This window comes from bacterium (assembly GCA_030693205.1).
Taxonomy (GTDB): domain Bacteria; phylum Patescibacteriota; class Minisyncoccia; order JAHIHE01; family JAHIHE01; genus JAHILZ01.
On sequence record JAUYBG010000005.1, the window covers coordinates 1 to 21,846 of the forward strand.

General features: G+C 43.2%; 12 protein-coding genes. 10 read left to right on the forward strand and 2 right to left on the reverse strand.

All coding sequences use genetic code 11. The annotated features are described in order from the left end of the window. Window positions 1–7,432, forward strand: a 7,432-nt coding sequence (locus tag Q8N37_00295) for a fibronectin type III domain-containing protein (protein ID MDP3056948.1), incomplete at its 5' end; no start/stop codon positions are given. Between the two features lie 21 nt (window positions 7,433–7,453). Continuing rightward, window positions 7,454–8,737, forward strand: a complete 1,284-nt coding sequence (locus tag Q8N37_00300; GenBank protein MDP3056949.1) for a peptidoglycan DD-metalloendopeptidase family protein — start codon at window positions 7,454–7,456, stop codon at window positions 8,735–8,737. 61 nt (window positions 8,738–8,798) lie between these two features. Here the strand turns inward: Q8N37_00300 and Q8N37_00305 are convergent, their stop codons facing one another. Then, on the reverse strand, window positions 8,799–9,914 hold the full coding sequence (locus Q8N37_00305; protein MDP3056950.1) for a hypothetical protein: 1,116 nt from the start codon (window positions 9,912–9,914) through the stop codon (window positions 8,799–8,801). A 134-nt stretch (window positions 9,915–10,048) separates the two neighbouring features. Beyond that, window positions 10,049–11,386 (reverse strand): DEAD/DEAH box helicase, encoded by a 1,338-nt coding sequence (locus Q8N37_00310; GenBank protein MDP3056951.1) that lies wholly within the window; start codon window positions 11,384–11,386, stop codon window positions 10,049–10,051. A gap of 408 nt (window positions 11,387–11,794) precedes the next feature. On the opposite strand from Q8N37_00310, the gene Q8N37_00315 reads away from it, so the two are divergent. The 8 genes from Q8N37_00315 (at window position 11,795) to ppsA (ending at window position 21,763) form a co-directional block, all read left to right on the forward strand. Next, window positions 11,795–12,346 (forward strand): LemA family protein, encoded by a 552-nt coding sequence (locus Q8N37_00315; GenBank protein MDP3056952.1) that lies wholly within the window; start codon window positions 11,795–11,797, stop codon window positions 12,344–12,346. Between the two features lie 175 nt (window positions 12,347–12,521). Next, window positions 12,522–13,772, forward strand: a complete 1,251-nt coding sequence (locus Q8N37_00320) for a hypothetical protein (protein ID MDP3056953.1) — start codon at window positions 12,522–12,524, stop codon at window positions 13,770–13,772. 15 nt (window positions 13,773–13,787) lie between these two features. Continuing rightward, window positions 13,788–14,579, forward strand: coding sequence for a hypothetical protein (locus Q8N37_00325; GenBank protein MDP3056954.1), 792 nt, complete (start codon window positions 13,788–13,790; stop codon window positions 14,577–14,579). Between the two features lie 60 nt (window positions 14,580–14,639). Next, window positions 14,640–15,539 (forward strand): M48 family metallopeptidase, encoded by a 900-nt coding sequence (locus Q8N37_00330; GenBank protein ID MDP3056955.1) that lies wholly within the window; start codon window positions 14,640–14,642, stop codon window positions 15,537–15,539. A gap of 26 nt (window positions 15,540–15,565) precedes the next feature. Continuing rightward, window positions 15,566–16,447 carry a DUF1189 family protein gene (locus tag Q8N37_00335; protein ID MDP3056956.1) on the forward strand — a complete coding sequence of 294 codons (882 nt, stop codon included), beginning with the start codon at window positions 15,566–15,568 and terminating at the stop codon, window positions 16,445–16,447. A 48-nt stretch (window positions 16,448–16,495) separates the two neighbouring features. After that, entirely contained in the window at window positions 16,496–16,858 is a 363-nt protein-coding gene (locus Q8N37_00340) for a hypothetical protein (GenBank protein MDP3056957.1), read from the forward strand. Between the two features lie 298 nt (window positions 16,859–17,156). Beyond that, window positions 17,157–19,154: a DUF2207 domain-containing protein gene (locus Q8N37_00345; protein MDP3056958.1), complete on the forward strand. Its 1,998-nt coding sequence runs from the start codon at window positions 17,157–17,159 to the stop codon at window positions 19,152–19,154. Window positions 19,155–19,243: 89 nt separating this feature from the next. Next, a complete protein-coding gene (ppsA, locus tag Q8N37_00350) occupies window positions 19,244–21,763 on the forward strand; it encodes a phosphoenolpyruvate synthase (GenBank protein ID MDP3056959.1) in 2,520 nt (839 codons plus the stop codon). Window positions 21,764–21,846 lie beyond the last annotated feature (83 nt).

A 21,846-nucleotide genomic window follows, 5' to 3' on the forward strand; every position in this document is an offset into this window, starting at 1 on the left:
CGCAGGCGGAAGTATCTGGATTGATGCTCTCAGTATAGCAGGCACAACCGGCTCTATTTCTGCTGACGGAGGAAATAGCGGCGGCCTTGTAACTACTGCAAATGGCGGCGGCGGCTCAGGCGGAAGGATTGCGGTTTCTTATACAACCAATACAAGCAGTATTTTAACCAGTACCAATACTACCGCTACCGGTGGAACAGGTTTTGCTAATGGCGGCAATGGTTCCATCTATGACGGAAACACAAGCGCAACATATATGGGTGGAGGATATGGCCTGGCGTATTTTAATAATTCCAATTCGAGATTGGCGAGTAATGATTTAAAACAGTATCAAGTATTAGGTATTAAGCATAAAGTGTCAGAAAACCAGGATTTGAATATGAGATTGCTTCGCTTGTCCGCTGACAGTCTCGCAATGACAGAAAAAGGGAATCCCGGCATTTTTTCTACCATCAAATTCTATCTATCCAATTTTTTCTCTCAAGCCAAAAATATCTTTGATCTCGCTTTTAGCATTCCCTCTGCCAGCGCCGCGACAGTGGCTGATTATACTTCTCCATATAAAGACACCACATTCCCGATAGTTTCATATACCACTGTCTCATGGAATGCTTCAATTCCGAGCGGCGCAACCTTGCAATTCCAGATCCGCACCGCGCCTGATTCTTCCGGCTCTCCGGATTGGACGAACGGCTCCAAATGGTGCGGGCCCACAGATTGCGCCGCCACTGCCGGCGACGCGGATTATGCCGCGAGCTATTATACGACAAGCGAAACTGATTTAAATTCTGTTCACTCTAACGATGAAAATGATCGATATATCCAATACAAAGCATGGTTTGATTCAGGCTCAAGCGGGGATATAATCACTCTTACAGATATAACCATTAACTATTCCCAATCCGGCTATCCGGGCGAAGCGTTTCTGCTTTCTTCTCCGTATAAAGCCGATGTCGGCATCGGTGATAATAAGTTTAATCAAATTTCTTGGAATGAATTAGTTCCCGGCGCCGCTTTTGACGTGAAATTCCAAGTCCGCACCGCGCCCGATTCTTCCGGCTCTCCGGATTGGACGAGCGGCTCCAAATGGTGCGGACCAACTACTTGCGCCGATACTGTGGCGGACGATAGCTATGCCACCACTTTTTACAACACTACCAAAACAGGAGAATCTCTTAACTCAGTTCATTCCGCTGGAGCCAATGATCAATGGTTGCAATACAAGATTTGGTTTATCGGCGACGGCACAGCCACCTCCAAGCTTTACGATGTCTCCTTCAACTATTTCAATACCCTTACCGGTAACTTCACCTCTTCCTCCTACAATACCGAGCAAACCTACAACGTGCCTTACTCTCTAAGTTGGAATCAAACTTTGGGAAGCGGTAATACGATTAAATTCCAGATCGCCACTTCTGCCGATGGTTCAAGCTGGACAAGTTTCTATGGTCCGGCCGGTACCACCGATATCAACATTGATTTCTATTCTTCCGCCAATGCCGTCAACTGTTCCGGCGCCGCGACCGTCACTTGCAATATTCCCCCAAACTCAATTTTATCCGATGGCTACTCTGATCAATACATCAAATACAAAACATATTTTACTTCCGCGGGAACTGCCGCGCCGACTATCACCAGCGTCACTTTTGAATACAAACAAAACACCGCGCCAACAGCTGCTATTACTTCCGCTTCCCAAGGCGCTGATGGAACCATCACCGTAAATTACAATCTTTCCGACATCGAGCAATCCGATATCGATATTTCTGTTTTAGCCGATATTGGCATTACTCTGAATCAAGTTTTATCTAACGATACCGCCGGCGGCACGATTCTTGTGTCCGGAGATATCACTTTTTTGCCCGCCTCCGGCACTGTTCAAGTGGAAAATGAATTGATTTCCTACACCGGTAAAGGTTCCGGCTCTTTAACCGGCGCCACTCGCGCTATCAATAACACCAAATACGCCGGTCACGCTTCCGGCACAGTGGTCTGGATTAAAGCCGCAACGGTTTCCGGCGCCGGCGCGCTAACCGGCATCACTGCTACTCCCGCTGCCAAATCCGCCATCTGGACCGCAGCCGCCAATCTGCCTAATTTCTATTCCACCGCTGCCAAAATCCGCGTCACGGCCAATGACCGCGAAATCGGCAATCCGACCGGCACAGGGGATTCAGGCAATATTACCATTGACACCAAAGTTCCAGCCTATGCTTCTTATGCCGTGAAAATGGATGTTAATGCTCCCTCCGGTCTTACTATGAATATTAGCGCTGCTGCCGGCCAGACCGCCGCCTTTATGAGATTTTCCAACGCCAATGATTTGCCTGCCGCTTGCACGGATATTACTACTCCATGGGAAGCCTATACTGCGACAAAATTATGGTCATTTGCTCCTCCGGATGCCAACGGAGTCTATATGGTCTATTGGCAGTTCAAAGATGATAATTGCAATATGATTTCCGGATATTCTTCCAATCCGGCTATTCCGGTTAATATGAAGATCACGGATATCTCCGCAGTGCCGGCTAGCAAATATCGGGATATTTTCTGGTGGGATGTGGTTTCCGTCGCTACGGCATACAATGTCTGGCGCTGCGAGCAAACCGCGGCCGAGATCATCTCCGATCCTAATAAATGCGACAGCCAGGTTAATTATGGCGGTACTTCTTTTGCGGTTATCACCACTGTTGCCGGCGCCACCAATTATTGCTTTGACGAAGGCGATGGCAATTGCGCGGACAATGCTCTTGGTACTCTTATCCCCACCACTAAATATTTCTACAAAGTGACAGCGGAAAATATTAACGGCGTTTCCGGTTATTCTGCCACAGTCTCGGCCATTCCCGATGGCTCGGTGATCGGAGAATCAAATGACGATGTCACCCCTCCTTCTTTGACCGTTCCTCCCACTGATACTCTCACTACTCAAACCGGTACAACCATTGGCTGGACTACGGACGAAGCTTCCTATTCCCTGGTCAAATACGGCACTAATCAAAACAATCTTAACCTGATTGCCGGCAATGCCACCGAGTCAATGCTGGCTCATTCCGTGGCGCTCTCTAATCTCGCTTCCGGCACTCTTTACTATTATCAAATTTTATCTGCTGATGCCGCCGGTAATTTACTCAAAAGCCCGGCTAATCCTCCCGCTGGCTTATACACTTTCACCACTCTGGCCGATTCCACCGTTCCTTCCATTGTCGGCACGCCTTCAGTCATCGCCGGTCAGGTTTCAGCCACGATTTCCTGGACTACCAGCGAAGCTTCCACTTCTCAAGTAAAATACATTGAAGCCGTAGATAACACTACTGATCCGGCCGCCGGCACTGCCACCTCGGTTCAATCCGAACTGGTTACCAATCATATTGTAATAATTCCTAGCGGACTTACTCCTGACACCATTTACAATTACCAGGTACTGAGTAATGACGCTTCTGCCAATAATCTGACCTATCAGACTGTTTCTCCTTTTGATCAATTCAATACCGCGACCACGGCTGATATCACTGCTCCTACTCTGGATGTGGCTCCCGCCGACACCGGCACGACTCAAACTACCACCACTATCGGCTGGACTACCAATGAAAATTCTTACTCCGTGGTCAAATACGGCGCTAATCAAAACAATCTCAACCTCACCGCCGGCGCCGTGACTGATTCGGTTACCGTTCACTCCGTGGCTATCGCGAGCCTCACCCCCGGCTCTCTTTATTACTATCAGATTTTTTCCGCTGATTCTTCCGGCAATCTCCTCAAAAGCCCGGTTACTCCTCCGACCGGCCTCTACACTTTTACCGCTGCGGCTGATTCCACCCCTCCAAGCTTGGTCGGCACTCCGGCCGTTACTGCCGGCCGTGATTCTGCCACTGTGAGCTGGGTAACCGATGAGCCCTCTTCTACCCGGCTTAGATATGTCGTGGCCGTGGATAATGCCACTGCTCCGGTTACCTATACCGATCTTCAACCGGAATTAGTCACCAATCATTTTGTTATTCTCACTTCGCTCGCTTCTTCCACCACCTACAATTTTCAAATCATTTCCGCTGACGCGAGCGCCAATACCCTTACTTCTCCTTCTGCCTTTCCTTATCTTCAATTCACGACTGAATTTGATAAAGCTGATCCGACCGCGCCGATCATCACTTTCACCGAAGCTGCTCAAGGCCCGTCAACAGCCAACTCTTCCTTAGGCGATACTACCGCCTCCGCTATTTTCTCAGCCAACGAAAACGCTTTCTTCTCCGTTATCTACCAGCCCTCTGCCACTCCTCCGGCCAGCTATTCCAAAGAAACCGGCTATCCCTCTTTGATCACTTTCGGTGTTTTGAATACCGTAACCATGGAAGCCCTTAGCACCAACACCAAGTACTATTACAAACTCCGCGCCCGCGATCTTTTCGGCAATGTCGGAGAGTCCGTCCCATATTTCTTCACCACCACCATTGATTCCATCCCTCCCGCGGCTATCTCCGATTTGGCCGCTCCGGCTGCCAGCATCGCTTCAACATCCCTCACTCTTACATGGATCGCTCCCGGCGACAACGGCGCTACCGGCACGGCAACCAGTTACGACATCCGCTATTCCACGGTTTCCGCTTCGGACATTGACACTAATTGGAACGCGGCCACCCAAATTGCCAACGAGCCTCTGCCCGCAATTTCCACTACGGCTCAGTCCATGACTGTCACAGGGCTTACCCCTTCCACCTCTTATTATTTTGCCATCAAAACTTCGGATGAAATTCCTAATGTCTCGGCTATTTCCAATATCGTTTCCGCCGCTACTCCGGCTCAGCTTGATATCATCGCTCCGGTCATTACCAATGTCACGCTTGGCGCTGTCGGCACCACCACCGCGATTATCTCCTGGGACACGGATAAAAACTCCTCCAGCTTGATTGATTACGGTCTTACCGCTTCTTACGGCTTTACCCAAGGTAGTTCTTCCGTTTCCACCAAATCTCATACTGTTAATATGGCGGGACTGGCTCCCAATACCAAGTATTATTACCGCGTGAAATCCATCGATTCAAGCGGCAATGCGGGTTCAAAAGAAGATCCTTCCTATTTTTTCACCACGCAAGCCGATGCTAGCGCCGGCACTCTGCCTATCATCTCTTCAATCGCGTCTTCCGGCATTGCCGCCACTTCCGCCACGATCACTTGGACCACGAGCGTTAACGCCGATTCCACTGTCGGCTACAGCTTGGACAAAACCTACGGCTATGAAACCGGCGTCGCCAGCAATCTCACTTCCCATACTGTTACCCTGACCAGCCTGGCCCCTTCCTCTATTTATTATTACCGCGTCAAATCTCGTGATGGCAATCAGCTGGCCACTGACGATAACAGCGGCGCGGGTTTCACTTTCACTACTCTGGCTGGCACAGACAATATCCCCCCGATTATTTCCAATGTCCAAATTTCCACTGTGACCGCCAACAAAGCGATCATTACTTGGACTACCAATGAAAACTCCAATTCTTACGTGGAATTTGGCACGGTGGCCAATATCTACACTTCGGTTCAAGGCAATCCCGGCGATTCTTTAGTTTCCCATTCCGTTCAGCTGATTTCCTTAACCCCTCTTACCCCCTATTATTTTCAGGTCAAATCCACCGATGCCGCCGGCAACCGCGGCGTTGACAACAATTCCGGCGCCGGCTACACATTTTCCACTACTGCCGGCGCTGCTGTGGATTGCCCGTCTTGCCGCTCTTGCCCGGTTCAGGAAACTCTTACTTGTCCGATTATTGACACTGCATCCCCTATAATTTCTGACATCAAAGTTTCCGCTATTGATTTCAACGCCGCCACTATCACTTGGACCACGGATGAAGCTTCCAGCTCCATGGTAGGCTATGACACTTACTCCTATGACATTAAAGGGAAGTACGCTTATTCCAGCGGCAACAGCAAAGACTCTGTTAAATCTCATTCCGTCACTCTTAACAGTCTTGACTCCGCTTCCACTTACTATTTCCGGGTTCTGTCTACTGATCTTCGCGGCAACACTGCCGAATCCCAAGATCAATCTTTCAAAACCCCGGCTATCTCCGAATCCAAAGACAAAGGCGCGGCTACGGTGGATACTCTTAAAAAAGAATTTGAATCCATTGCCAAAACTTTAATTAAAGACAAGCTGGCCACTGAAGAAAATATTAAAGAACTTCTCTCTCGAATCGTTAATCCTCCTATCATCGGAGCGGAAGGTCCAAATATCAAAGACATTCGAAGTTATGGAGCGACGGTTTATTGGCAAACCGATCGAAGAGCTAATTCCATTGTGAAATTCACAGAAGAAAAAACCAATTCATTGTCGAAACAAACCGAATGGACTAAAATAGGCGATAATGATATTTTCAGCACCAAACACGAAGTCGCGCTTCTCGGTCTGGTTCCCGCCACCAAATATTCTTTTCAAGCTCAATCCCAAGATATTCTTGGCAATACCGCTTCTTCCGATATCAAATCTTTTACCACCGCCTCAGCCTCTTCAATTTTCAATGTTCTTGTTTCCGATCTTAATCTCACCTCTGCCAAGATTAGCTGGGAAACAGCCAATATTTCCACCAGTTCTCTCGAATACGGACCAACTTCAAATTATGGCAACTATCAAGAAAACAAAGACGAGCAAGTCAGGCTTCATTCCATCATTTTGACCAATCTGGCTCCTTCCTCGGTCTTCCATTTTCGAGTCCGTTCCACCGAAGACCTCGGCACCATCCTGGTCTCCGACGATTATTCTTTTTCCACTCCTTCTCTCCCTGAGATCACCAAATACACCCTCAGCGAGGTCAAAGACAATTCCATCGCTCTGGCCTGGACATCTAACATTCCGATTAATTCCAACGTCCGCTACACCAATGCCGAAACCAGCGAAGTGAAAAATCTCGGCAAAGAAGAAAAAACTATTGACCACGCCATTCTTCTTGCTTCTCTCGAAGCCGGCAAGACCTACAAGATCGAGATCCAAGGCCGCGACGATGCCAATAATCTGGCTTCCGTTCCCGCTTTTGATGTCCAGACCGGTATGGATGTGGTTCCTCCCGAGATCTCCCAAGTTAGAAGCCAGTCCGCCGTCCTCTCCACCGTTGATGACAAAGTCCAGTCCATTATTTCCTGGAAGACCAACGAACTTTCTTCCACCAAAGTCCTCTGGGACATGGGCGGCACCAAAGGCGACACTCTGGCCAACGAATCCGCTCTTGACGCCAACCTTACCACCAACCACATCGTGGTCCTTACCCAGTTCAAGCCCGGCACCGTCTACCGCTTCCGCGTCGCTTCCACCGACAAATTCGGCAACACCACTATCTCCTCCGACTACACTATTCTTGCTCCGATCAAGCGCCAATCCATCATCCAGATGATCATCAACCAATTCGAGAATATCTTCGGCTGGGCTAGGGGGATAGGGAGGTAGGAAGAGGAATAGAGACAAATTATGATAGAAAAATCCGCTGATCAAAAAACAAAAACAAAATCAATAAGCAAAAAAACATTATTTTTTACAGTAGCTATATTAGCCATTATTGCTACTGGTTTTTTAATTTATAAAATATATTTTAAGCAAAGCATAAGCAATAAGAAAATAGCTCAGAGCGAAGAAAATGCTGATAACTCATTTAAAAATACCAAAGAAAGTTTTGATGCGGAATATATCGTCCGAGAAGGAGATACTTTATCCTTGATTTTGGAATCATTAAACGCAAAAAATGAGGAGAGAATTAAGATAATTGAAGCTTTTGAAAAAATTTATAGTCCGACAAAAATAAAAATAGGGAATGCGATAAAAATTAAATTCGAGGAGGATAAAAGTTCTGTGAAAAAAATTGAGTACGCGATTAGCGCGGAAAAAGTTTTAATAATAAGTAAAAAAGATGAAAATGAATTTATTGCGGAAGAAAAAGAAATTATTTTTGATGTTAAAATTGCCAGCAAGGGAAATAAGGTTACAAGCTCGCTTTTTGAAGCCGGAAGCGAGATAGGATTGAGCGCAGGCACGATTTTGCTTATGGCGGATGTTTTTTCCGGAGAAATTGATTTTGCTACTGATATCAGAGAAGGCGACAATTTTAAAATAATTTATGAAGAAAAATACAAAGATGGCGCGCTAGCGTTGGAAGGGAATATTTTAGCGGCGGAATTTCAGAATCAAGGACAAACGTTCAGGACGTTTTATTTTGATGATCCGGGGAATGCCAGTTCTTATTTTGACGAAAACGGAAAGTCGCTCAAAAAAGCGTTTTTAAAATCGCCTCTGAACTATCGTTATATCAGTTCAGGTTACACCAACGCGCGGCTACATCCGATATTAAAAATAGTCACCTCTCACAGAGCTATTGATTATGTAGCGGCTGGGGGAACGCCGGTAGTAACAGTGGGAGACGGCAAGATTATGCTGGCTACTTGGCGATATGATTATGGCAATTATATCGGTGTGCGCCATTCGAACGGATACGTTACTTATTACGGACATCTTTCGGGTTTTGCCAGGGGAATAAAAGTCGGGACTTCGGTTTTACAAGGTACTACAATCGGATATGTTGGATCGACGGGATATGCTACCGGCGCCCACTTGGACTATTCAATGAAATTAAATGGAGCATATATCAATTCACTGACAGTAAATATTGTTGTCGGGGATCCGATTTCCAAGGCGTCTAAAGAAGATTTTGCTTCTTATGCGGAGAAAATGGTAAAATTACTGGAGGCGATAAAGGAATAATCAAATATTAAAAAAACACTCCTGAAAAGTTGAGAGTGTTTTTTTGTGCGCAAAAAGTTTTTTAGTTGCCGCAAGAGGCGCTGCTTGCGCTGGTGCTGACGCCGGTTCCAAATCCCGGAGCTGGAGCAGTCGCGGAAAGCGTGACGCTACATTCTTTAGGCGGAGTATTAAAGGCGGAACAAATAGTTTTTAAAAGGCTGGCTGAATCTCTGGCTGAATCTGCCGTTGCGCCATTTATAATAAGGGTTGGAGAGCCGGGGACTCCATATTTTGCATTATCTTCGGCGTAAATATTAAAAGTGGGGTAATTTCCTTTCCAGGTGTTTTTGTCGGCGAAGTTGGCTGTTACTTTGAATTTTTTATCAGTGGCGGCAACACAGGAAGATAATTTAGTTTTGTTTACACTTGCTTTCGTAAGACAGGTTGCCGAGTCTCCGCTTGTGCTTTCAATAAAACATTTTAAATAGTTATTAAATTTTGCGGGTTCGTTTGTTTTGATGCAGTATTGGCTAAGCTCTTCCTGTAATTCTTTTTCCCCATGCATGGCATAATCAGTGAATTTAATATCAAAGTTTATTTTATTTCCAAGAGCGCTGACTACAGGAAGAATTCCTTTTTCAATTTGCGTGCCATAAGGGCAGTGGCTCATAACAAAGAGCTCCACTTCCGGTTTGTCGCTTTTTACCAATTCGGTTTGAGCGGCAGAATTAGATTGAGCCGCGTTTTTTTTATCATTTTCCGTTTTTTCTATATCCACGGCTTGAGGAAAAAATATTTTTCCGTCCTTGGTCATGTAAGCGTCAATATCGTTTCCCGAACCGGTATTGACGGCGATTTTGTAAAGGCCGTTTTTTTCCTCAGCTCCTTTTATCGTGATTTTGCTTCCCGGAGCCATAAGATTTTTGTTAATAAAAGTTTCAGCTTTTATTTTGGCTTGTTCCAATGTGATGGGATTTTTTATTGATCCGTTTTTAATAAGAGGGGATAGTTTTAAGGAAACTATTCCGGTCGCCAAAATAGCCATGATAAAGAAACCCGCCAAAAATCCTTTGGAAAAGCTTTTATTGTCGAATAATTTTTTCTTTTTTTTCTCAAGGGTTAATTCGAACACTGTTTCATCTGTCCTTTTGTGTGTTTCGTGACCGACACTTTTATGGTTTTCTTTCTTTGTTTCCATATTTTTTATTTTATTTTTTTTATAACCGATAATGCATAGATTATAGCACAAAGCTTTTTTTTTGAAAAGATTTCGGTTTTTTAAAAAAACTAAAAAGCCCTTCCTTAGGAAGGGCTTTTTATATGGAGTAAGTTCTACCATTTTTTAGTTTTAAATTTAAATTTGGATCTTTTGCGGTGATTTCCAAAATTTTCAAAAGATTTTGATGGTTCTTGCGATCCGCCATGAGATCTGCCTCGTGATTTGCCCCAGGGTTTTGCGCTTTGTTTTTCTTGCGAAGCAAAAGGATGCGTCTGAATGCGTGTTGCTCCGGTTTGCCGGAAGCTTCCCTGAAATCCGCCAGGCTGAGCTTGAGGTCTCGGTAAATTCGGCAGAGGAGAAACTGGCAATTGTTTTTTGATAAGGCGTTCAATGGTTTTAATATCAAATCTTTGGTTGGGCGTGGCAAAAGAGATCGCGTGTCCCGAATGTCCGGCGCGTCCGGTGCGGCCGATGCGGTGCACATAGTCTTCGGGATTTTCCGGCAAGTCAAAGTTTACCACCAGTTCAATATTGGTGACATCAATGCCGCGGGCGGCAATGTCGGTAGCCACTAAAACTCGGAAAGCTCCGGTTTTAAATCCGGACAGCGCTTTCAGTCTCTGGCTCAGGCTGCGATTAGAATGAATTTCAGCCGCGGTGTGTCCCATGCCTCTGATGGTATAAGCGATTTTTTTCGCGCCATGTTTTGTCCGGGAAAAAACCAGAGTGCTTCCTTTATGTTCTTTTAAAACCGTTTCCAATAAAGATAATTTTGATTCTTTTTGGACAAAGAAAATTTCATGCGTGACGTTGGTTGCCGCCGTGCCTTGAGGAGCCACCTCGACTCTTATCGGGAGCTTCATGTAAGAATTAGCCAGAGCGACGATCTTTGGCGGCATGGTCGCGGAAAAAAGCATGGTTTGCCGATCGCGCGGCACAGTCTGCAATATCTTGTTTATCTGCGGCGCAAATCCGATATCCAGCATATGATCAGCTTCATCGAGCACTAAAATTACCACATTGTTCAGGCTGACCGTTCTTTGTTCAAGGTGATCAATAAGCCGGCCGGGGGTGGCGATAATAATATGAGGATCCCGGCTCAAGGCCCGGTTTTGGTGGAACATTTTTTCTCCGCCGATCAATACCGCGGTTCTTAAACTTAAAGGCCTGCCAATTTTATCAATCGCTTCATTTACTTGCAAAGCCAGCTCTCTGGTCGGAAGCAAGATAAGCCCTTTACCTTTTAAAGTTGCCAGCCGCTGGATCATTGGAATGCCAAAAGCCAGAGTTTTGCCGGTTCCGGTTTGAGCAATACCTACGATATCTTTTCCCGTCAGCGCGGGAGGGATAGATTGAAATTGTATCGGAGTTGGCGCGGTAAATTTTAGCGCATCCAATATTTCTAAAATTTTTGGCGCAATGCCAAGTCCGTCGAATGTTGTTGGTGTCATATATTTATAAAAAATTCTGACCCATTCAAAGTCAGAAATATATACCTAAATATAAGCTGAGAAAGATGAGTCTGTTAATTAGAAACTACACTATATCATATCTAAATAGGTTTGTCAAGTCCATTAATAATTTTATTTTGAATGGAATTTTGGTCTTGCCGGAAGATAATATAGTTTTTGTTATCATGGGAGCCGTTTTCATATCATATATTTGATTTTAGTGTGTTTAATAAAGTTTACCCCGTACGATATTTTATATTCATTTGTGTTGCAAAATAATATTATTTATTTGTTTTGGCGATTTTAATTTTTATTCTTAGCTTATTGTAAATTATCGTTTGGAGTTTACTTTTTACACAATTTATGTTATATTTTATATTAAGCAGTTAATAATTAATAAATAAAAATATGATCGAATATGTATTTTTAGTAGCGGTATTAGCGATAATTTTGTGGGCTGTTGGCATTTATAATGGCCTTGTAACCTTGAAAAACAGGGTAGACGAAGCCTGGAGCGATATTGATGTTCAGTTAAAAAGACGGTATGATTTGATCCCGAATCTTATCAATACAGTTAAGGGATATGCGACGCACGAAAAAGAGCTTTTTGAAAAAGTAACTCAAGCTAGAGCGAATGCGATGAACGCGCAGAGTCCTGAGCAAAAAGCTGGAGCGGAAAATATGCTTACGGGCGCACTTAAGAGCCTGTTCGCGGTTTCGGAAAATTACCCTCAACTTCGAGCTAGCGAGAATTTCTTGGAATTACAGCGCGAGCTGACTGATACGGAAGACAAAGTTCAGGCTTCCCGCCGATTCTATAACGGTAATGTGCGCGATTTCAATATCAAGCTTGAAGTTTTTCCGGATATGATTGTGGCCAATATGCTGGCTTATAAGAAGAGGGAATTCTTCGAGATTGCCAACGTGGCGGAAAAAGAACCGGTGCAAGTGAAATTCTAGTATTCGCTAGTTGCGAAATATGCTGTTTTGTCATTTCGAATTCGCCATCAGGCGAAGAGAAATCCCTTATTCTTGTTATTTTGTATGTTCAAGGGATTCCTCGTGGAGTTTATCCTGAGGAACCGAAGGGCTCGGAATGACAAAAAGAGAGTATTTCGTGTTTAGAATTAAAATTATGCCAACTTTATATACCCAATTAGATAAAAATACTCATAATCGTTATATTTTGGGTGTTTTTATTTTTTTATTTTTATTTTTTCAACCGCTGTCTCTCGATTCATCTTTTTCTGAGACGAAGACTTTCGGCATTAATATAGCAAAAGCGGCTTGTCCGACGGGGTTTGCGGATTGTGATGGAAATTCATTAAATGCATGCGAAGTTGATTTATTAACTGATAAAAATAATTGCGGATATTGCGGAGTAAAATGCAATGGCGCCTGTACAAATGGCCAGTGTTTAAAGATTGCGGGAGGACTTATTTCTTGCGGCAGACTTTCCGATAATTGCGTTACTCCAATCGACGAATCTGCTCCTTGCGGCCTTTGTGCTTTATTTTATATGCTGAAAAACATCATTAATTTTGTTATGACCTTGACAATCGGCGTCGGAGTATTTATCCTTGTCATCACCGGACTTCTCTATGCTTTTTCCGCCGGAAATTCTCGAAAGATCGAATTGGCTAAATCAGCCGTCACCAGTGCAATTACTGGAATAGCCATTGTTTTTATTGCTTGGCTTGTTATCGCGGTAATTTTGCAAGGAATGGGATACGCTAATATGGCTACATGGAATCAGGTGAATTGTAATATGCCAAGCGCAACCGTAACTTGTGTTTGCGGTGATGGTATTTGGGATCCGGAATTGGGAGAAAGTTGTGATGGATTGAGCGGGGTAGCTCGCTCGCCGGAAGAAAGTTCCCCTTCTCACCAATATGCTTGTACCGCTAGCTGTACTCCTACTGGCGGATATGCCGGGGATGGCATAGTGAACGGACCGGAAATTTGCGATCAAAATAGTCCTATTACAAATGATTGTTCAGGTATATATACGACAGGGCTTCCGGCATGGTGTACGGGTGTACCGGTTGCGGGGACGCAAACCTGCAACAGCACTAGCACGGATTGGGGCGCTTGTACTGTTTCAGAACCGCTTCCTGTAGGTAGTTCTTCTACCGCGTGCTCCAGCACAAGTCCGCAAATGAATGATTACGCTTGTTGCGAGCTAGTAAGTTGCACGAAAGACGGATGTGATTGCTGCGGGAGACCTGCGGGCGCCGCAATACCAGGCGGTTATACAAATGTTCAAAGCTTAAGTCCGTGCGGAACCAGCAATAATAGTTGCAGGTTGAATCAAAGCATTGCTATCCCTAGAAACTGGACGATAACCACAAATCATACAACAGCCGCTTTTAGATGTTGGGAATAAAATAAACCCAGGTTTATGTTTAATAAAACAATAAAAATTATTATAGGAATTATAATATTGGCTTTAGTAGCTTTTGCAATTTTTTTATTTAAAGATACCGAAAACAACAACGGGAACGGGGGGTCAGAAAATATTGTAAATAGATTGCCGGAAAGTGAAAATATTGCCAGTATTTTAGAGGAGTTAAAAAATAATCATCCGGAATTTAGCGCTTCGCAATTAGAATTTTATCGCGAAACAGCAAAGAGCGATAAAGAAATTATTAAACTATGTAAGGGGAGAGGCGATGAAAATGATTGTATCGCTTCGGTAGCTTTTATTAAAGGTGAAAGCGCCGTTTGCGGCGAAATTGAAAATTCAAAAATACGAATTGAATGCGCGAATGCAATCTTGCAAAGATTGGGCGTGGAAAAGATTGATAAATGTTGGTCTTTTGACGGCTATGATCTTATGCACTGTTTGAGGAACATTTTTGTAATGTATGATAAGCCGGAAGATTGTTTAAATTTAAAATCTGAAAAAACGCAGCAAGTGTGCGAAAGCGTTTTTTATTACGAGATAGCTTTTATACAACATGACGGGGAATTGTGTAAAAAGATTACAAACGAGAAATTAAATCAATATTGCTTTGAAAATGCAGGCGGTAAATTTCCGGATAGCGATAACGATGGATTAACTGATTATGAAGAAATAAATAAATATCATACCGATCCAGCTAATCCCGATACAGACGGCGATGGCTATACCGACGGCGACGAAGTTAAAAATGGTTTTAATCCATTAGGGGAAGGCAAATTAAAATTCTAATTTGTAGTTGGTAGGAAAATTTTGTTCCTGCTACTCACTACAACCTACTCACTACTTACTATGCCTACTTTATACAATCAAGCTGATAAAAATATACGAAACTCTTATCTGTTAATTACAGCTTTTTTGATATTCGCGATAGGAGTGGGCTGGGTTTTCAGCCGGGCAATGGATAGCCCCGGCATTTTGGTTTTTGCCGTGATATTCAGCATGATAATGAGTATCAGCAGCTATTGGTTTTCCGATAAAATTGTTTTGGCCATGAGCGGGGCCAAAGAAATTGATCACGACAGCAATCGCGAGCTTTATCATATCGTGGAAAATCTTTGCATTACGGCCGGACTTCCTGTGCCGAAAATTTATATTATTGACGACACGGCGCCGAACGCGTTTGCCACCGGCCGCGATCCCCAGCATGCAGTCATCGCGGTAACAACAGGAATTTTGCAGAAACTCGAAAAATCCGAACTGGAAGGAGTATTGGCTCACGAATTAAGCCATGTAGGAAACCGCGATATTTTATTTTCCACGATCGTGGTGATTTTGGTGGGTTTTATTACTTTGCTGGCTGATATGTTTTGGCGATCGTCTTTATTCGGAGGCGGGCGCAGAAACAGGGAAGGCGGCGGGGCGATTATGATTATCGCGCTTGTTTTGACAATTTTGGCGCCGATCGTGGCGACTTTGATTCAGTTGGCGATTTCCCGGAAGCGCGAGTTTTTGGCTGATGCCAGTGCCGCGCTTTTGACACGACATCCCGAAGGATTGGCCAGAGCGCTCGAAAAAATCTCCGGCGACACTGAACCGCTGGAAGTGGCGAACAAAGCCACGGCGCATATGTATATCGTGAATCCTCTGAAAGGCAACGGTAGCGGCCGGAGCTGGTTTGCCAATATGTTTTCCACTCATCCGGCCGTAGAGGAGCGAATTGCGGCGCTGAGAGGATTGGAAATAAAATAATTTATTAATTTTTTAAATACAAAAATATGAAAATAATAGAGAATATCAAATCCAGTATTTACAACTCCGCCTATTACAGCGAAATTTTGAATAAGCCGTTTTCTTATTCACTAAAATATTTTTTATCCTTGATATGCTTGATCGCCTTGGTTTCCACTATTATTTTTACTTTTTCAACATTGCCGAAAATCAATAAAGTCTTCGACGAGATCGGTTCCAATGTTTTAAATTATTATCCTGAAGAATTGGAAATAACCGTAAAAAATGGAATAATTTCAACTAATGTTTCGGAGCCGTACTTTATAAAAGCGCCGGCCGAGTTTAAAAATGACAGCAAAAGATCGGACAATAAAACAATAAAAGATGAAATTGATAATTTATTGGTTATTGATACCCAGTCGCCTTTGAACCTGGACGCGTTTAAAGATTATAAAACCTTTGTTCTTATAAGCCGCGACAGTATTGCTTATCGCGACTCGAACGAAGCTATTAAGATCCAATTTTTAAATCAAGAGTTCAATGGAGTTATTACCAAAACGAAAATTTCCTCGGCGCTGAACAAAATTATGCCATATTTAAAAGTTATACCGCTTGTTTTGGTGCCGCTGGTTTTTGTCGGATCAATTTTAGGCGCTACTATTAAATATCTTATTTATTTGATCTTTGGCGCGCTTGTTATCTGGATTATGGCTAAAGCGATGAAAAGGAATTTGAGATTTGGTAAAAGCTATCAGATCGGTATTCACGCGATAACGCTCGGAGTGATCTTGGAAGCGACAGTTTTCCGATTTTATCCGAATTTGGAATTTCCTTTATTTTTTACGCTTTTAATGTTTGCGATCGTCTGGATAAATCTTAAATTTTTGCCTAGTGTAAGCATTCCCATACCGACATTGAAAAAAGATTAACTTAAAGCGTTAATTTTTAAAAACTAATTTTGAACGGAGGTGATAAAAATGGAAACTCAACAAATGCCGCCGCAAAATACGCCGCCGGTAGCGCCGCAAGCGCCGCTGACTGACGAGCAGGATATCCAGCAGAATAAAATCTGGGCGCTTTTGAGCTATTTGGGAATTTTGTTTTTAATTCCGCTTTTAGCTAAAAAGGACAGCAAATTCGCTCAATTTCACGCAAAACAGGGAGTGATTTTGTTTGTTATATCGTTTGTTAGCGTTATACCGATAATCGGATGGATGTTATCACCTTTAGTGATATTTGTATTATTTATCGTATCCGTGATTGGTATAATAAATGTTTTGCAGGGTAAATATTGGAAAATTCCGGTGATTGGAGATTACGCGGAGAAGATAAATATATAAAATTTAATAAAATCTATTGATTCTAATACCGCGATATGAAACCCGCGGTATTTTGTTGTAAAATTAAAAGAATATGATATGATTTAAGTAAAGACAATCAAAAACAAAGCGATAAAATATTTGATTTTGAAGCACATTTTATCGCCCTTTGTAAAAACTTTTAATAAATTCATTTTTGGGCGATAAAATCTGAGCGAGGTGGAGTTGATGTAGCTATCTGGTATAATTGCGGCCGAGCGTCTGAAAAATTAAGTATTTTATCGCTTTGTATAAAATCTGTAGAATTATAAGAAATTTTATGCTTCACTCCATTGCTAAAATTTTTAGTAAAAGATTTATTGCACTTCCCGCTATTTTTATTTTCGGTTTTTTATTGTCTTTCCAAGCAGCGGAAGCGAAAAGTTACTCTTATGATTTAATTGATGTAAAAATCAATATAAATCAAGATTCCACTTTTGACGCGGAAGAACAGCAGACTTTTAATTATATCGGCGAGTATCATTCGGGCTGGCGGAGCATTTTGCTTAATAAAACCGATGGAATTTCAGATATTGAAGTTGTCGATGGTCAAACAGGGCAAAAATTGGCGTATAGCAGAAAAAGATTGGATAAATTGGATTCGGCAAGCTGGGGGCGCTTCACTTATTTCAAGGAAAATGGCGCTGAAAATATCGAATGGTATTATAATTTGGCGGATACAACCTATAAGTGGATCATTAAATATAAAGTTCATGGCGGTATTGGTTTTTTCCCTGATTATGACGAGTTGTATTGGAATGTTTTTACTGATTACGAAATGCCGGTAAAAGAAGCGACAGCGCAAATAATGCTTCCCGAAGAGGTTAATTACAGTAATGTGATTTTTAAAGCCTATAGAACCGATGTTTATCAGGAATATTTTATCGATAAGTCTCCTTTGCCTGACAAAAAAAGTTTTCTTTTTGAAGCTAAAAATTTTAAATCCAAAGAAGCGTTCACCGTCCAGCTGGATTGGCCCAAAGGCATAGTGAGCCAGTCCGCTTACTGGCAGGATTTTTTAAGGATTTATTTATTTTATCTTTTGGCAGGACTTATTACGTTTGCCAATTTGATTTTTATATTTGTTCACTGGTATTGGCGGGAAGTGCGGCCAAAAGGCAGGGGAACGATCATTCCGCAATACGCGCCGCCGGAAAATCTGCGTCCGGCAATGGCGGAAATATTGATCAAAGAAAGGGTGACGGATAAAGGCTGGTCGGCGACGGTAATTGATCTCGCGGTAAGGGGATATGTCAGGATTAAAGAAGATACTGCGGATTGGATGGATACCGCTAGAAATATTTTTCCGATCATTCCTATTATATTAATCTTGCTGATATTTATCACTCAGATCGTAAGATTTTCTGCTTATAAAAATTTTTGGTTTGCTGTTAGTTTTGGCGGCATATTCATGTGGCTTATTTTTATGTTCGTTAAACCTTTATGGGCATTGTTAAAAAACGGCTTAAAAGATTTTTTTGTTCCCAAAAATTATATATTGGAAGAAGTGGAAGACGCTGATAGGTCATCGCTGGAAGACTATGAAATTTTATTTTTAAGCGTGATTTTTGGGGAGACAAAAACTTTTTCAACTAAGGCAATGAAACACGCCAGTAATGCAAGAAAAAGAGAATTATTTGAAGCGATGGAAAAATTGAAAGAAAAATTATACAGCGAAACCACTATTGATACCGGGGCTTTTGAGATCGGGGTTGAAAAAGAAAAAACCGGGTGCGGGATTTTAGCCGTTGCTTTTATTGCGGTTATTCTTATTTTTGCCTTTTTCCAAACCATCGTGGCATCATTTGCGATTTTTTTAGGCGCTGTTTTTTTAAACGGGATACTTATCTACATTTATCTTAATTACGAGGCCCGGCTTTCTAAAAAAGGATTTATCCTGAAAGAAGACTGGCTGGGATTTAAAATGTATTTGGAAACCGCGGAGCGGTATCGGATGCAGAATTTGACGCCGGAAACTTTTGAAAAATATTTGCCGTATGCCATAATTTTCGGTATTGAGAAAAAATGGGGCAAAGCTTTTGAGGCTTCTAATATACAAAATCCTTCCTGGTATATCGGCGTTTATGTCGGGGGTGGAATTCACTCCGGTGGATTTTCCCAAGGCGGCGGATTTTCGCCTGCCGGTTTTTCCGCGTCTTTCAGTTCCAGTTTTTCCTCGGCATTTTCTTCGGCGGGTGGCGTGGGAAGCGCTGGCGGAGGCGGAGGCGGTGGCGCGGGAAGCGCTGGCGGGGGCGGTGGCGGGGGAGGAGCGGGGTAGGCTGTGCACTTTTTACGAATTGGCGAAAATATGGTATTATATATACATAGGTAAAATATTCTCTATTTTTTAAATACAAAAATAATTTTATGCAAAATAATCAACTTCTCGCGCCTCCTCATAATCTGATCAATGACCATAAGCATAATGGCAAAGACAAAAGCAAAGAATTAATTCTTTGGTTTTCCGATGTCGGTATCGGGGATGTCGGGCTGGTCGGCGGGAAAAATGCCAGCCTGGGCGAGATGTATCAGAATCTTGCCGCAAAAGGGGTAAGCGTTCCGAATGGCTTTGCGACCACAGCTTACGCTTATCGATATTTTTTAGAACAAAGCGGATTGAAAGATAAAATTAAAAAAATATTAAAAGGGTTAAATACTCATGACATCAGGAATCTGGCGAAGCGCGGTGCCGCGGTGAGAAAAGCAGTCTTGGCGGTGGAACTTCCTAAAGATTTTAAAAAAGAAATTCTTGAGGCGTATTATCAACTTGGCGCCAAATACGGCAGCCATAATATCGATGTCGCAGTAAGAAGTTCGGCGACAGCCGAGGATTTGCCGGATGCTTCTTTTGCCGGCCAGCAGGAATCTTATTTGAATGTTCACGGTGAGAAAGCGCTTTTTAAAGCAGTGAGAGATTGCGTGTCTTCTTTGTTCACTAATCGGGCGATTTCTTACCGTGTGGATAAGGGTTTTGATCATTTTTCCATCGCGCTTTCGGTCGGCGTGCAAAAAATGGTGCGAAGCGATTTGGCCACGAGCGGAGTGATGTTTTCCTGCGATCCGGATTCCGGATTTGCCGATGTTACCGTAATTAATGCCGCTTATGGATTGGGAGAAAATGTGGTCAAAGGCCGGGTAAACCCCGATGAATATTGGATTTTTGAGCCGTTTTTAAAAGAAGGAAAAAATTCGATCATCGAAAAAACGATCGGCAGCAAAGAATGGAGAATGATTTATTCCGGCAGCGCGAATTCAACTAAAAATACTAAAGTTTCTCAGTCGGATAAGAAAAAATTCGTATTGACTGATAAAGAAATTATTCAGCTGGCTAAATGGTCGGTAATCATAGAAAATCATTATAAGCGGCCGATGGATATTGAATGGGCTAAGGATGGCAAAACGAATAAATTGTATATTGTCCAGGCGCGGCCTGAAACCGCTCATCAGAGCAAGCGCGATGTAAATATGCTGGAAGTTTATAAATTAACCGTACCCAAGACCGGACTGCAAGTGGTTTCAGTCGGAGTAAGCGTGGGCGCTAAGATCGGAGTTGGAAAAGCTAATGTGATAAAAAGCGTAAAGCAGATTAATAATTTCAAGCCCGGACAGGTTTTGGTGACAAAAATGACCGATCCCGACTGGGAGCCGATCATGAAGATCGCTTCGGCTATCGTGACCGATGCCGGAGGCAGGACTTGCCACGCGGCGATCATTTCCCGGGAACTCGGAATTCCGGCCGTGGTGGGCACGAAAAACGGCACCGCTACAATAAAAAATAATTCAGACGTTACGGTGGATTGCTCTCAAGGAGAGACCGGTTATATTTATAAAGGAATTATTCCGATAAAGGTGGAAAAAACCGATCTGGGCGCAATTCCCGCGCTTCCGGTGAAAATTCTTATTAATTTGGGCGAGCCTGATCAGGCGTTCAAATATTCTTTCTTGCCGCAAAGCGGGATCGGCTTGGCGCGTGAAGAATTTATCATTAATAATTACATTAAGATCCATCCGTTAGCCCTGATCAATTATAAATTTAAAAAAGGCGGAGTGAAGCTCGACAGGCAAACAATTAATAAAATCGATGAATTAACCGTCGGCTACACCGACAAAGTCCAGTTTTATGTGGATAAATTAGCCGAGGGAGTGGCGAAGCTGGCGGCCGCTTTTTATCCGAAAGAAATAATTGTCCGTTTTTCTGACTTTAAGACCAACGAATACGCGAATCTTGTCGGCGGCGCATATTTTGAGCCGAAAGAAGAAAATCCGATGATCGGCTGGCGCGGCGCTTCCCGATATTATGATAAAAAATTCAAGGAAGCGTTTAGACTGGAATGCCGGGCGATCAAAAAAGTTCGCGATACTTTCGGATTCACTAATGTCATTGTAATGATCCCGTTTTGCCGGACCGTCGAGGAAGGAAAAAAAGTTTTGGAAATTATGGCCGGCGAAGGATTGAAGCAAGGCGACAACGGCTTCAAGGTGTACGTGATGGCGGAAATTCCCGCGAATATTATTTTGGCCGAAGAATTCGCCAAGATTTTCGACGGATTCTCGATCGGCAGCAATGATCTGACTCAATTGACCCTTGGGCTTGATCGCGATAATGGCACTTTGGCGCATATCGGCAACGAAAAAAACGAAGCGGTAAAAATATTGATCAGGCAATTGATCAAAGTGGCGCACAAATATAATCGTAAAGTCGGCATTTGCGGCCAGGCGCCAAGCGACTTCCCGGATTTTGCGGAGTTTTTGGTACAGGAAGGCATAGATAGTATTTCTCTTAATCCGGATACGGTATTGAAGACGACAATAATGTTGGGAAAAATGGCAAAATCGGCTAAAAAATCTTCAATGTTCGCGGGACTTATCGGGTTGATCGGGTTATAACTTCGCGATAAATATAAAATAGTTGAGTTATCATTGCGGCGGAGCTACGAGCTCCGCCGCTTTAGCGCTATTGAAAAAATAAC

Bases quoted from the DNA above. Each gene is read 5' to 3' on its own strand.
- Q8N37_00325 (MDP3056954.1), top strand. From the start codon at position 13,788: ATGTTTAATAAAACAATAAAAATTATTATAGGAATTATAATATTGGCT.
- Q8N37_00300 (MDP3056949.1), top strand. From the start codon at position 7,454: ATGATAGAAAAATCCGCTGATCAAAAAACAAAAACAAAATCAATAAGC.
- Q8N37_00340 (MDP3056957.1), top strand. From the start codon at position 16,496: ATGGAAACTCAACAAATGCCGCCGCAAAATACGCCGCCGGTAGCGCCG.
- Q8N37_00330 (MDP3056955.1), top strand. From the start codon at position 14,640: ATGCCTACTTTATACAATCAAGCTGATAAAAATATACGAAACTCTTAT.
- ppsA (MDP3056959.1), top strand. From the start codon at position 19,244: ATGCAAAATAATCAACTTCTCGCGCCTCCTCATAATCTGATCAATGAC.
- Q8N37_00305 (MDP3056950.1), bottom strand. From the start codon at position 9,914: ATGGAAACAAAGAAAGAAAACCATAAAAGTGTCGGTCACGAAACACAC.
- Q8N37_00315 (MDP3056952.1), top strand. From the start codon at position 11,795: ATGATCGAATATGTATTTTTAGTAGCGGTATTAGCGATAATTTTGTGG.
- Q8N37_00345 (MDP3056958.1), top strand. From the start codon at position 17,157: ATGCTTCACTCCATTGCTAAAATTTTTAGTAAAAGATTTATTGCACTT.
- Q8N37_00310 (MDP3056951.1), bottom strand. From the start codon at position 11,386: ATGACACCAACAACATTCGACGGACTTGGCATTGCGCCAAAAATTTTA.
- Q8N37_00335 (MDP3056956.1), top strand. From the start codon at position 15,566: ATGAAAATAATAGAGAATATCAAATCCAGTATTTACAACTCCGCCTAT.
- Q8N37_00320 (MDP3056953.1), top strand. From the start codon at position 12,522: ATGCCAACTTTATATACCCAATTAGATAAAAATACTCATAATCGTTAT.